This is a genomic window from Flavobacterium hibisci (assembly GCF_020026925.1).
GTDB classification, from domain to species: domain Bacteria; phylum Bacteroidota; class Bacteroidia; order Flavobacteriales; family Flavobacteriaceae; genus Flavobacterium; species Flavobacterium hibisci.
The window spans coordinates 68449-82711 of the sequence record NZ_JAIQDW010000005.1; the positions used below are offsets into that span (position 1 = coordinate 68449).

Annotated in this window: 11 protein-coding genes; 1 reads left to right on the top strand and 10 read right to left on the bottom strand. The window is 34.5% G+C overall.

What is annotated here, in order from left to right; all coding sequences use genetic code 11:
- Positions 1–76 precede the first annotated feature (76 nt).
- The 4 genes from K8B81_RS07270 to K8B81_RS07285 all read right to left on the bottom strand — a co-directional run bounded on the left by K8B81_RS07270 (position 77) and on the right by K8B81_RS07285 (position 3559).
- On the bottom strand, positions 77–1003 hold the full coding sequence (locus tag K8B81_RS07270; RefSeq protein WP_065449375.1) for an aspartate carbamoyltransferase catalytic subunit: 927 nt from the start codon (positions 1001–1003) through the stop codon (positions 77–79).
- A gap of 80 nt (positions 1004–1083) precedes the next feature.
- Complete coding sequence (locus K8B81_RS07275; RefSeq protein ID WP_223680399.1) at positions 1084–1725, bottom strand: DUF6891 domain-containing protein; 642 nt, start codon at positions 1723–1725, stop codon at positions 1084–1086.
- A 30-nt stretch (positions 1726–1755) separates the two neighbouring features.
- On the bottom strand, positions 1756–2295 hold the full coding sequence (gene pyrR, locus K8B81_RS07280; protein WP_223680401.1) for a bifunctional pyr operon transcriptional regulator/uracil phosphoribosyltransferase PyrR: 540 nt from the start codon (positions 2293–2295) through the stop codon (positions 1756–1758).
- A 67-nt stretch (positions 2296–2362) separates the two neighbouring features.
- A complete protein-coding gene (locus K8B81_RS07285; protein WP_223680403.1) occupies positions 2363–3559 on the bottom strand; it encodes a DUF418 domain-containing protein in 1197 nt (398 codons plus the stop codon).
- A gap of 514 nt (positions 3560–4073) precedes the next feature.
- On the opposite strand from K8B81_RS07285, the gene K8B81_RS07290 reads away from it, so the two are divergent.
- A complete protein-coding gene (locus K8B81_RS07290; RefSeq protein ID WP_223680405.1) occupies positions 4074–4472 on the top strand; it encodes a hypothetical protein in 399 nt (132 codons plus the stop codon).
- Between the two features lie 553 nt (positions 4473–5025).
- On the opposite strand, the gene K8B81_RS07295 is transcribed toward K8B81_RS07290, so the two are convergent.
- From K8B81_RS07295 to K8B81_RS07320, 6 genes are all read right to left on the bottom strand, one after another.
- Positions 5026–6645, bottom strand: a complete 1620-nt coding sequence (locus K8B81_RS07295; RefSeq protein WP_223680407.1) for an ABC-F family ATP-binding cassette domain-containing protein — start codon at positions 6643–6645, stop codon at positions 5026–5028.
- 173 nt (positions 6646–6818) lie between these two features.
- Positions 6819–7589: a TlpA family protein disulfide reductase gene (locus tag K8B81_RS07300; protein ID WP_223680409.1), complete on the bottom strand. Its 771-nt coding sequence runs from the start codon at positions 7587–7589 to the stop codon at positions 6819–6821.
- A gap of 174 nt (positions 7590–7763) precedes the next feature.
- Complete coding sequence (locus tag K8B81_RS07305; RefSeq protein WP_223680411.1) at positions 7764–8432, bottom strand: DUF3592 domain-containing protein; 669 nt, start codon at positions 8430–8432, stop codon at positions 7764–7766.
- Positions 8433–8805: 373 nt separating this feature from the next.
- Positions 8806–10869 (bottom strand): beta-N-acetylhexosaminidase, encoded by a 2064-nt coding sequence (locus K8B81_RS07310; protein ID WP_223680413.1) that lies wholly within the window; start codon positions 10867–10869, stop codon positions 8806–8808.
- A 150-nt stretch (positions 10870–11019) separates the two neighbouring features.
- Complete coding sequence (nagB, locus tag K8B81_RS07315; protein WP_223680415.1) at positions 11020–12957, bottom strand: glucosamine-6-phosphate deaminase; 1938 nt, start codon at positions 12955–12957, stop codon at positions 11020–11022.
- 249 nt (positions 12958–13206) lie between these two features.
- Positions 13207–14232: a glycosyl hydrolase family 18 protein gene (locus K8B81_RS07320; RefSeq protein ID WP_223680417.1), complete on the bottom strand. Its 1026-nt coding sequence runs from the start codon at positions 14230–14232 to the stop codon at positions 13207–13209.
- Positions 14233–14263 lie beyond the last annotated feature (31 nt).

Below are 14263 nucleotides of genomic sequence, written 5' to 3' on the forward strand. Positions count from 1 at the left end.
GTTTCAAGTTTCAGGTTTCAAGTTACGGAACGTTTTACAGAGAACCTGAAACTTGAAACCTGAAACAAAATTAATTTTATTGAATCTTAGAAGCCAAAAGATAAATAACCGCCATTCTGATCGCTACACCATTCTCTACCTGATTCAAAATAACAGAATGATCAGAATCTGCCACTTCAGAAGTAATCTCTACTCCCCTGTTGATTGGGCCCGGGTGCATGATTACAATTTCTTTATTAAGTGAATCCAAAAGTGGTTTGTCTACTCCGTATTGCTGTGCGTATTCACGTGTTGAAGGAAAGAAATTCACATCCATACGTTCGTTCTGTACACGAAGCATATTGGCTACATCACACCATTCTAAAGCTTTACGCAAATTTGGTTCAACTGTAACTCCCAACGATTCAATATATCTCGGAATTAATGTTTTTGGTCCGCAGACTTTTACTTCTGCACCCTGCATCTGCAAAGCGTAAATATTAGATAAAGCAACTCTTGAATGTAAAATATCACCCACAATTACCACCTTTTTTCCGGCTACATCGCCCAGTTTTTCTCTGATCGAATAACTATCTAATAAAGCCTGAGTTGGGTGTTCGTGCGCTCCGTCTCCTGCGTTTACAATACTGGCTTTGACATTTTTGGATAAAAAATAAGCCGCTCCGGGATTAGAGTGGCGCATTACAACCATATCTACTTTCATGGAAAGGATATTATTTACAGTATCAATCAGTGTCTCTCCTTTTTTAACCGAAGACTGGGCTGCAGAAAAACTGATGACATCTGCAGATAAACGTTTCTGTGCTAATTCAAAGGAAAGTTTGGTTCTGGTACTGTTTTCAAAAAAAATATTGGCAATGGTAATATCTCGTAATGAAGGAACTTTTTTAATTGGCCGGTTAATGACTTCTTTAAAATGATCTGCCGTTTCAAAAATCAGGTTTATATCATTTTCATTGATATATTTAATTCCTAATAAATGATTTACGCTTAATTCTTTCATTTTTGTTTCTTTAATATTATTTGTCAAATTCTGAACGACGAAATGTCCGGCATCCAATGCTTGTTTAAAGAGCAGCTACTCTATTGGATCATTCTGTCTACGACTTCACTATAATCCTGCAAATCCCTGTCATCTTCATCAAAAATCTTTTGCCATCTGAAACCCGGAATTTCAATTTTTGTCCTTGCCGATTCATTCCAGTTGACTTCAAAACCGTTGTTTCTTAGCACTTCCGCAACTTTCTTTCCTACAGCGATAGTAGTTGCTTCATCTGAATTATCTACTTTTTGAAAAGCGATATATAAACTGGGATCTTCAATAGAAACCGCTCTTGCTAAATCCTGTTCGTGATAAAAGCAATACCCATCAGATTCTACTTCATTTTCCTGAAGTTCTCTTTCTACCTCAACAACCTCGTATTCGCCGTCACTTGTGGTATATCCGGCATTGTGAAGCGCAATGATGTTTTCGTCTGCCAATTCATCAAACGCTTTTATCAGCTTTTCAGTATCTGTTGGCGTTTTCCAGTGTTTGCTTTCTTCCAGCAGTTTTTTGTATTCTTCGTCGATTATTTCAAAAGCCCATGCTTCTGAAATTTCGTCATCAAATTCGTTATCTTCAATTTCTTCTATAATGTTCTCTTTGATTTCATCAATAGAAAGAAATCCCATTCTCACCTGATTAAAAATTGATTCATAAATGAACGCTTCGTTTTCTGTCATGACTGTGTTTTCAATTTTTAACGACTTCTTTTAATTGGTAACCAAATGCACCACATCTTCGCCGTCATTTTCTTTCCAGCTCACTTTTACTTTTTCGCCATTAATCGCATCTACCTGACGGCCACGATAATCGGGCTGAATAGGCAAATTACGACTAAAACGTCTGTCGATTAACACCAGTAATTCGATTTCTGAAGGTCTTCCGAAAGACTGAATTGCAGTTAAGGCAGAACGAATGCTACGACCGGTAAACAAAACATCATCAATAAAAATGACTTTTTTGTTTTCGACTATAAAATTAATCTGGGTTTTATTGGCTTCAAGCGGTTTATCGGTTCTGCGGAAATCATCTCTAAAGAAAGTAATATCCAGATAACCCAGCGAAATTTCAGGTGTTTTGTATTCGTTCTCCAAAATTTGTTTCAAACGCTCCGCCAGAAAGACCCCTCTCGGCTGAATCCCGATTAAAATAGTATCTGAAAAATCAAGATGTTTTTCGATTAACTGACAAGCCAAACGATGGAGTATGATAGTAACTTCTTTTGAATTAAGTAATACTTTCTGGCTCATAATTAATTGTAATGATTGGTCGGGCAAATATACAAATTCCGATTTAGGATTTATTCATTAATACTCCTTAAAAATTATTATTTTTTTTCCAAGAAACCCATGTAGCCTTGTGCCAGATGTACTCTAAAGGACCTTGCTTATGGTTTTCAAGCCACCACTTACAGAACCACAATTGTAATAGAAACAAAACAATACCTATTAATAAACTATAAGTCGCTCCGGTATATTCTACAAGTCCTAATCCGTATCGATAGTAAATAAAGGAACCCACGATAGACTGCATTATATAATTGGTCAGACTCATTTTACCAAACGGAATTAGTCCTGAAAGAATGTTCTGCACACGCTCTTTTTGATACAATAGTACAAATGCAGCTACCATAAACATCATAAAAGCAAAATTTGACCATGAATTTATAATTACAGAAAGAGTTTTAAGCATTGGTTTGTGCTCAATAATTTGTGATGAAAAAAATTTGAAACCATATAAAGGGAGAAAAAGAAGAAAAGAAAAAAGCAATGCTCTTTTCCAAAACAAATTACTTTCTGCAGATGCGATGAACAATTTTCTGCGTCCCATTAACATTCCAAACATAAATAAAGCCGGAGCCTGAAAAAAACGTCCATTTTCCCAACACCAGAAAATTGATGCTAATCGTCCATATTTTAAATTTCCAATCGCATGATCAATAAAAGAATTACCTTTTAAGTATTCCCCCATCAATTTAAAATACGCATTTGAGATATTCGGTCCCGAAACATATTCTGGATGCAACAGCATATAAAAATACTTTAACCACTCTAAAGGCTGGAGCATTAAAATAACTGCAGTAACAAAAACAGCCTTATCATTCCATTTACTAACAGGAATCAAAACAACTCCTAAAACAGCATAAATTACTAAAATATCACCTTCATAAAAGACAGTATTAATAGCACCAAAGCCTAATAACAGCAATAATCTCCATAAAAATCTTCCTGTAAAGTCTTTCCCATTTTTTTCCTGGTTATCATTTTGAATGTAAAAACTAAAGCCAAAAAGTAAAGCAAAAATAGCATAGGATTTTCCTCCAAAAAGAAAAAACAATGTTTCCCAAATTATTTTATCTAAGGATTTTATCCATTCCGGCAAATATTCGGGTAAGTAATAATAATCAAAATGTTCAATATTATGCAAAAACATAATAGACATAATAGCAAATCCTCTTAAGGCATCCACTACTTCAATTCGTGGTGCTTTAATACTTAAAGTACTGTTTGACATAATTTATTTGATGTTTTTTTTACCAAAAATACTTTTATTTTTCAAAAATACTGATGAATACCAAACAGATACTTACTTTATATTAATTAAAAATTCAATTTTAACAAATTAGCTGCATTACTAACCAAGGAAAAACTCTCTGCTTGTTGGCAAAATATGTCCTGCATCAAATAAACAAGTTTTCCTTATATTTGAGTAAAACAAAAATACCAATATCATGAGAAAGATAATTGTCATCACCATGATTACAATCGATGACGTAATCATTCTTTTATGCTGAAAACATTTGATATTTTCAAAACCTATTGGCTAAAACATACAGAAGGCTGACCGGGAATTAATGGGGTTTCCAAAATATATTTTATCGAGAACAAGAAAAACTCAGATTAGGATTACTATTAATTATAAACGGGCTGGTGAAAGTGAAGAGTGGAATTATTCATGATTAAAAATATTTAGAAACTAATAAGGGAGTAAATAGTCGCACATAATGACTATCAGAAAATAAATGCCCATGAAAGAAAGCATTCTACATCTAATCAAAAAACCTAAAAATATATTTCTATTGGATGGTTTTGGTGCTTTACTTACTACTATATTGATTTTTTTCGTTCTTCGAACTTTCAATGACTTCTTTGGTTTATCAAAAAACACTTTAGAATATCTTGCTGCATTGGCACTGGTATTTTCAATCTATTCTGTTTCCTGTTATTTCTTAGTAAATAATAATTGGAAATCGTTTTTAAAAATTATCTGCACTGCCAATATCTTTTATTGCATTTTGACAATCGGGATCCTGTTTTACAATTACCAGAATATTTCAATATTTGGTATCGCATATTTTTTAGGAGAGATAGCAATAATAGCCGGAATTGTTTTCGTTGAAATTAAAACCTTAAAAGGACAATCGTAATTTTAAAAATTCCGTAGGCATGAATTATTTTGTAGCAACGGATTTTAATCCGTTGAAAATAGAATCCGCATATAAAGTTCCATCGGAACGATCCAAATAAAACGCATAATATGTGTCGAACCTATGGCTCTTTTTATCTCACATTGCTTTTTAAACCGGATTGAAATCCGGCTCTGCAATATTAATCGAGCCGCTGGCTCTTTTTTGAAAGGCTCTTAGAAATTTAATCTCCAAATCATAAAACTTTTTCAAAAAATTATATAAAACTTTTCTCCGTTTCTTAAAGTAATTTTATTAAGCAATTTAAAACTCAAAATCATGCAAAATAAAATTACAAGATTGTTAATGGTATTATTTATACTGTTTTCATTTACAAGCTGCGAATTAGTTGGAGACATTTTTAAAGCCGGAATGGGAGTCGGAATATTTATTGTGATTTTTATAATCGCAATAATTATCTGGATCTTTGCCAAGGTCTTCAAAAGATAAAATAAATAATCCCAAACTCCATTTTTAATTGGAATTTGGGATTTTTAATATTGTGATTTACAGATTAAAGATTGTACATCTTTTTTCTCTGTTCCTGAATCTTTTCATCATCCAGATATTCGTCAAATGTCATGTAGCGGTCGATCACTCCGTTTGGTGTCAATTCTACAATTCGGTTACCAACAGTCTGAGCAAACTCGTGGTCATGTGTTGTGAAGATTACAGAACCTTTAAAATTTTTCAATGAGTTGTTGAAAGCTGTAATCGACTCCAGATCTAAGTGGTTTGTAGGTTCGTCCAGCATTAAAACGTTAGCGCGCTCCATCATCATCCTGGAAAGCATACAACGCACTTTTTCACCTCCTGATAAAACTCTCGATGTTTTTAAAGCCTCTTCTCCGGAGAAAATCATTTTCCCTAAGAAACCTCTAATAAAAACTTCATCACGCTCTTCTTCCGTTTTAGCATACTGGCGTAACCAATCCACTAAAGTTAAATCATTTTCGAAGTATTTGTGGTTCTCAGCCGGCAAATAAGCCTGATTGGTTGTGATTCCCCAGTCAAAACTTCCTGCATCAGCTTTTTGTTCTCCGTTTAAGATTTCGTAGAAAGCAGTTGTAGCACGCGAATCTTTAGAGAAAAGCACGATTTTATCGCCTTTTGCCATATTCAAATCCACATCTTTAAATAAAACTTCTCCATCTACTGAGGCAGATAAACCTTCTACATTCAAAATCTGATCTCCGGCTTCACGGTCCTGATCGAAGATAATCGCAGGATAACGACGGCTGGAAGGCTTGATTTCGGCAATATTTAATTTTGAAATCATTTTTTTACGGGAAGTCGCTTGTTTCGATTTTGCCACGTTCGCGCTAAAACGACGAATAAATTCTTCTAATTCCTGTTTCTTTTCTTCTGCTTTTTTGTTTTGCTGTGCACGCTGTTTTGCCGCTAATTGGCTAGACTCGTACCAGAACGTATAGTTTCCTGAGTAGTGATTGATTTTTCCGAAATCAATATCCGAAATATGGGTACAAACCGCATCTAAAAAGTGACGGTCGTGAGATACCACAATTACAGTGTTTTCGTAGTTTGCCAGAAAGTTTTCTAACCAGGCGATTGTCTCAAAATCCAGGTCGTTGGTAGGCTCATCCATGATCAATACATCCGGATTTCCGAAAAGTGCCTGCGCTAAAAGCACACGTACTTTCATTTTTCCTTCCATATCAGCCATCAAAGTATAATGCTGATCTTCGTTGATCCCAAGGTTAGACAACATCGCAGCAGCATCAGAATCTGCATTCCAGCCGTTCATTTCTTCAAACTGAACCTGAAGTTCCCCGATTCTGTCTGCGTTTTTGTCGTTGTAGTCTAAATAAAGTTCATCCATTTCTTTTTTAACAGCATACAAAACTTTATTTCCCATCAAAACGGTTTCCAAAACGGTATGTTCGTCGAACATGTTGTGGTTCTGGTTTAAAACCGACATACGTTTTCCTGGTTCTAAATGAATATGTCCGGAAGTCGGGTCCATATCGCCCGAAATGATTTTTAGAAAAGTAGATTTTCCAGCACCATTGGCTCCAATAACGCCGTAAATGTTTCCGTGAGTGAAGGTTGTATTTACTTCGTCAAACAAAATTCGTTTGCCAAATTGTACTGATAAATTATTGACTGTTAGCATGAATGTCTTTTTAATTAATTTGGTGCAAAAGTACGGAAAAAGGTTCAGAGTTGCAAAGGTACTAAGGAGCTAAGTTTTTTTTGATTTTGTAAGATGTAAAATGTGAATTGTAAAATGCTTTTTCAGTACAAACAAGTAAACATCTAACATCTCACTTTTAACTTCTAACGATATTACAATTTACTTTCTTTCTCCAACGCAACTTCCAAACTTTCAAAATTAGAAACCACTTTTTTGATTAATCCTGCTTTATCCAAAATAAAATGCGTCGGAAAAGCATTCAAATCCAGTTTTTCATTCATATACACTTTCATATTTGGAATAACGGAATACGAAAGCGGTTTCCTTGCTAAAAATGTTTTCAATTGTTCCGGTGTATCTTCGGCAAGGCTTATAAAAACGATGTCTTTTCGGCCTTTGTATTTTGAAACTAATGCGTTGACCTGGGGAAATTCTTTTATGCAGGCCGCGCAATGAATGTACCAGCATTTAATCACGATGATTTTGCCTTCCATGGATTCATTTGAAACTACATTTTCGTCTAAATCTTTAAAGGCGAATTCAGGAAAAGGTTTCCCTTCCATTTCGTAATTTTTTAAGGCATCAAAAGCTTCCTGATTAATGGTTGCTTTGATACTGGTATCTGATTTTGGAAGGATTTTAAACAGCTTATAATAGTAAACGGAATCAATTGATTTTAATCGGATTGGGATGAAATTTTCGTTTGTCAGGGCATTCAAAAATACTTTTTTTGAGATTTCTTTTGACTCAGAATCAAGAGCTGTAAAATCTCTGGATAACATTATTTTTTTATTATATGTCGTCCAATCGCTGAACGTTTTCTGAATCTGAATTGGATCGACTTCCGGATTTCCGAATTTATTCTGGGCGGAACTTAGAGAAAAAATAAAAAGAAGTATTAGTAGACTGATGAATTTCTTCATGGATTTTAAAGGCAAGAATTGGAGTTTCAAAAGTACTTAAAAATTAGTGTTTCACGCATGTTCTGCAGATTTCGGCAGATTTTTTTTATTCTGACGGTACCATCCCAATTGCTCAACTTATAAATGATGCTTTTTTGATCTTTTTATAAAATCAATTTTACCCAACGCTATTAATTATTTCGGAATTGGTAAAAATGAAATATCCATATAATATCTTTCAGGATTTTTCGGATCAATCAAAACCTTAATTTCATCTGTTTTTAGATACTCAGTTGGATCAAACCAAATATCATCACTTTCAAAAAAATATTTTTTATTAGTCTTTATGTCTTCCCATTCACTGCAAATAAAATAAGGGTGACTATCGTTTACAGTTGTGCTTAAATTAAGCTGTACATCGATAAACTTTGTTGCAATTTGTTTACCACCTTGCTTTAAAAATTTTATCTTTTTTTGTTTAGTGTCATCAGACCGAAAAAATAAGAAACCTGTCAAAAAGAAAACACTTCCTATAAACCCTAAAACCGAAACTCCAAGATATAATGTATCAAAACTATTAATCTCAGCTTTATTCGGATTTTCAGGATCAAACAAAACCTCAACACTTTCTCCTTCATCATAACTTAGAAAATTATTATGAGAGTAAAATTTAATCTGCTTACCTTCTTTTGTGATAAAGGATGCAAAAGTTTTATCTGTCGAACCATCTAAAACAATACCCCGTACAACATCTGCTTTCTCTACAAAAGCCTTTTTTTCCTGATAGATAAAAAATACCTGTGTTAATATTGTCAAACCAATTACACAGAAAACATATTTCATTATAGAAATGCTATTTTTCATTTTTTCTTAAATAATTAAATTTTAATGCAAAATACTTCTAAAAGAAATTACAATTACTATCTATTCTGCTTTTTTTCATTAATAAAAAAAACCTGGCAATATAATTACCAGGTTTTATAATATCCGCATTTAAGTAAAAACCAAATAACAAATTACTTAAAATTGATACATTAATTTGAAATAAAAATTAGATTAAAAAATAAATAACCAAACTCAATTTTAACCTTCCCAATTTTTTATTTCCTTAATTTTAAAACATTCAACTTATTAATTGGGCTAAAAAATATCTCTACCGGATTTGTTCCCGGCAGAGAGATCAGGTACCAATTAACACAACTTCACTTAAACTACTTAACTTTACTAACTCAAACTTTTATATTAACTTTTTAAGACTTGCATAGACTGCCAACTCAACATCGGCATGGTCTTTTGTGTTGCATTGCTCGATTAAACTTTTTAAATCCTGTGATTTTAACGTTGATTTATTATCTAAAAACAGTAACAATTCCTGAGATGCATCGCTTAACTTTTTAGCCAGAGGCAGAATTGGCTGAACCAATGGCGCGTTGGCGCTTAAGTCGTATAATTCTTTATTCAGCGTAATCCATTTGCTGAAAAATGCGGCAACTATTGCTTTGCTTTCAGGTGTTTTGTTTGCCAAGTATTGTTTTACGGCCTCATCAAAAGCCAATGCATCTTTTGCATCCGGTGTACAGGCATCTGCAAAAAGTGTGAACGGGGAATACGTTTGATATTCTGTTCCGTCTTTATTTCGTGTATATCCTTTTAACGGTTCGCAGACATTTGAAAATTCGCTAAGTGCTTTTATATTTTGATTGTTAGCAATATTTCTTAAAATCACATCTTTGTTGCGAATGTGCGTCAATCCTAATTCCTCTAATCGGAATGAAACGGTTTCAAGACGTCTGCGCATATCGGCAACATCTGTAATATTTTCGGCTGACCAAAGCCTTTCAGCAATTGCTGCTGTTCTTGGCCAAATTCGAGAATCTATTGTTTCGGGTGTAACCAATTCTGTCCACATTGGGGCTTCACCACCTAAAATTCTTGCTTTTTCTTCTGCTGTTAGCTCGACTCCTTTCGGCATTGGATCCGTTAAATAGTGGCTTTCAATTGGGTACATCAAATCGATATAATATCCGTTTGACAATACTGTTTTATAACCTTTTTTTACTGCTTCCGCTAAAGACTGGCCCGGAAGAACGCCTTCATTTGGACCTCTCCACGAATGAACGATTGCTTCTTTTGAAAGATTTTTGGTTAAAATTTCTTCCCAGCCCATCAATTGTTTTCCGTGTTTTTTAAGCATCGGAGCCAACTGCATGGTGAAATAAGTCTGCAGTTCATGGTTTGTAGCTAACTTATTTTTCTTTTTGAATTCCTGAATTTTAGGATTTGCATCCCAGTCTTTCCCTTCATTTTCATCTCCTCCGATATGAAAATAATCTCCGGGAAACAATGGGCATACCTCATCAAAGATTTCGCTTAATAATTGATATGTTTTTGGATTTGTTGGATCTAATGTAGGCGTAAAAATACCTGCATTTCTTTCGACAGTATAGGTGGTAAATGCTGTTCCCTGAATATTTTTTTCTGCTCCGCCTTTTACTGTAATTGCTTTGCTTCCTATTTCAGGATAAGCAGTCAGTATTGCCGTTCCGTGACCCGGAACATCAATTTCCGGAACGATCAAAATACCACGCTCATCAGCATACTTTACAATATTTTTAATTTCTTCCTGAGTGTAATACATTCCATCCGAAGCCAGTTCAATTAGTTTTGGATGTTTTTTCATTTCGATTCTCCAGCCCTGATCATCCACTAAATGCCAGTGAAAAACATTCATTTTCATAGCCGCGAGTCCGTCAAGATTTCTTTTGATTACATCCACTGGCTGAAAATGTCTTGCAGCATCAATCATCAAACCTCTCCATGTAAATCTTGGAAAATCTGAAATTTGTGCATTAGGAAAATAAAATGTTTTACTATTATTTTGTAGTATCTGCAATAACGTTTCAAGTCCATGCAAAGCTCCCAGATCGCTGGTTGCATCTATTGTAATTTTGTTTTGTTTGATATCTAAATGATAACTTTCGTCTTCATACAAACCAATTTTCCCGCTTTTGGCACAATTTATCTGAAGCTCTGCTGTTGGAACTTCGTTTAGTTTTGTAACAAAATCCTGTCCGAAAAAAAGACCTGTTCTGCCATCTAAGCGACGTAAAAAACGAGTTACCCCTCCAAAGATTCTAGGATTTGGATTTCCGGTAATATTTACTTTAAAACTTTTATTCAAAGTAAAACTCCCGTCATTTAAAACAACATTTTGCGGCCAGGGCATAAGGTTTAGCTGCTCCTTTTTAATCTGAGCACTGGAAGTTAAACCTGCTAATAGAAGGACTAGTATATATTTCATTTTATGGCGCTTGAAAAATGGTTATCCTGAGACAACATTAATAAATAGATAAAAATCCAGAATGATCTCTCTATTGATCCTCACTATCAGTAAGAAATCAATCTGAATTTGGTCATTTGATTCGCTATAAATCAAATCCTAAAAATAATCTTAGTAATCAAAACGTTTGAAAGCTTCAATAGCTTCATATTCTGCCAAACCTAATTCATCGTACAGAATTGCGGTGTTTTTATTTCGGTCTTCGGCCCTAACCCAAAACTCTCTTGAATCATTACCCTGGAACATTACCCTGTCCTTTTGAGACTGGTGGTATAAAATTGCATGGCGTTTTAATAATACTTCAGATGGAGAAAGCGGAACAGCCATGTCAATTTCGTGAATATCCCATTCGTGCCAAGCTCCTCTATACAACCATAACCAGCAGTCATCCATGTATTTTTGTGGCTTTAATGCTGCCATCGCAGCAAATATTGCATTCAGACAAACTTCATGCGTCCCGTGCGGATCAGCAAGATCACCCGCGGCAAAAACCTGATGTGGCTTAATTTTGGCGATGATATCCTTAACGATCGCGATATCTTCAGGACCTAACGGATTTTTCTTTACCTGTCCGGTTTCATAAAAAGGAAGGTCTAAAAAATGTGTGTTTTCATCTTTTAATCCGATGTATCTTGTTGCTGCATACGATTCCCTTCTTCTGATCAATCCTTTTAATTTTCGAACTTCCAATGAATCTACCTGATCTTCAGATTTGTTGTTCAAAAATTCAATTACGGATTTGAAGTTAATTTTAGCATCAGCATCACCAACAAAATCGTTACATACTTCAGCAAACTTTAGTGCTTCATCATCTGTAACCGCTATATTTCCTGAGGTTTGATATACTACGTGTACATCATGTCCCTGTTTGATTAGTTTTGAAAAAGTTCCTCCCATAGAAATCACATCATCATCAGGATGCGGACTAAAAAGAATCACTCGTTTTTTTGCAGGATTGGCTCTTTCCGGGCGATGCGAATCATCTGTATTAGGCTTTCCGCCCGGCCATCCCGTGATAGTGTGCTGCAATACGTTGAACATGTTAATATTCAAATCATACGCAGAACCTTCCTGTGCCAAGAGATCAGACATTCCGTTATTGTTGTAATCACGGTCTGTTAATTTTAAAATAGACTGTTTTGTTTTTTGGCACAACCAAACAATCGCTTTGCTTTTTAATTCCTGCGTCCAGATACATTCTCCAACTAACCATGGTGTTTTGAAACGCGTTAACTCTGAAGCTGCTGACTGATCTAAAACGAAAGTTGCATTAGGATGGTTTTGTAAAAATGTGGCAGGAACTTCAGAACTGATATCACCCTGAATGGTTCTTTTGATGATATCTGCCTTGTTTTGTCCCCAGGCCATCAATACAATTCTTTTCGACCTCATAATCGTCGAAACCCCCATCGTAATAGCACGTTTCGGAACGTTGTCTATACCATTAAAGTCAGATGAAGCATCTACTCTTGTAATATGATCCAGTGTAATAATTCTTGTACCGGAGTTAATATGCGATCCCGGTTCATTGAAACCTACGTGACCTGTACGTCCGATACCTAATAATTGAAAATCAAGGCCTCCTGCTTGTTTAATATTCATTTCATAGTCGATGCAATATTGATTCAGTTCCTCAATTGCAACAGTACCATCTGGAATATTAATATTTTCAGGATCAATGTCAATATGGTTAAAAAGATGCTGATGCATGAAATAGTGATAGCTTTGATTGTTCTCTTTTGACATTGGATAATATTCATCCAGATTAAAAGTGATTACATTTCTAAAACTTAGTCCTTCTTCTCTGTGCATTCTTACTAATTCCTCATATACTTTTATAGGAGAAGACCCTGTTGCCAGACCTAATACGCAGGTTTTATTTTTTTCTTGTTTTGATCTGATTAATTGTGCGATTTCCTGTGCTACAATTACAGAAGCTTCTGCTGAACTTTTGAAGATTTCATTGTGAATTTTTTCAAATCTTGTTTCCTCAAATTTTCCTGCACTTTTATAGCTGATATCAGGTTTTATTTCTAAAGCACTTTTCATTTTTTTTCTTTTTTGATAATGTTATAACATGAAGCAGGATTTGAATGTAATCAATTAATTTACAAAACTTAACAAATAACCAATTCCAACTTACATTCTTTCTGCAAATTTATTTTTAAAGGATTCCTCAAAAAAATTATTTATACAAACTGCTCAAACTTTTAAACGAACAGCACTATTCAGTCAATAACATGTTTTTACACAATTAAAGTAACTTTGACTATTAAGAATTCGCCTGTTTTAAAAGGCTTAATTGCCACATAAGTCAGTAGTAACAAATCCGAGTTTTGTATATTTTTTATGAATCACATCCAATAAAGAATATTGATCAAATGAATCCTGCGCAATTTCCCAAATCATGATTCCGCCAGTAGTTTCTGATGCCAATTGAACTTTTTGCTCAATTGTTGGCCTTCCGTTATAATAAATTTTACCCAATTCATCCAGTTCTGCAAATTGATTCCCTACTGCAACCATTTGTCCATACGTTACGCTCGTAGCAACTGGATCTGTAAAATTGTAACCATAAAACGGAACCCCAAGTGTGAGTTTTTCTTTTGGAACATTTTGCATTTTATTCCAAAATTCTATTCCTAATTTAGCATCATTAAAAGCGCTGTGCTGACCCGGTTTATCTGGTGCCCACGGTCCTGTCATGTCATAAGCCATGATATTAATAAAGTCAAAAGCATTAAGAGCTTCATTTTTTATATTAACAAAACGTGTATTATTGGGCAAAGCCGCTGTTATAAGTTTGTTTTTGCTTTTTATGGCATTTTTTAATTCCACAACAAAACCACTGTACCCTGTAGTTACTGCATCCCATTCCAGATCAACATCAACACCATCCAATTTATGAAGCTCAACAAAATCTATTATTTTTTTGATAAAAGCAGGTCTGTTTTCCGGCTTATCGATAAGCAATGACCAATTAGCAGCCTGTTCTGCCGAGATAACTCCTCCGGCAACAGAAACACTTATTTTAATATTCGGATTTATGCCTTTTACATGTGCAATAACAGCATCAATATCACCATCAAAAATTAAATTACCTAGATTATCCGGATTTGCAAATGACAGATTAAGATGTGTGAGTTTACAAAATTGTACCGAACTCATTTTTTCAAAATTATCCGTTGATAGGTATCCTACAACTCTGGCTGTTTTAGTTTTTGAATTATCATTCTCTGTATCGTTGTCCTTAGAGCAGCTGTAAGAAGTAAAAAGCGAACCAATAAAAAAAAGGAGGCCTAACAAGGCTTTATTTTTTATCATTATTTTTAATTTAAAATTGTTTTTTAATTTA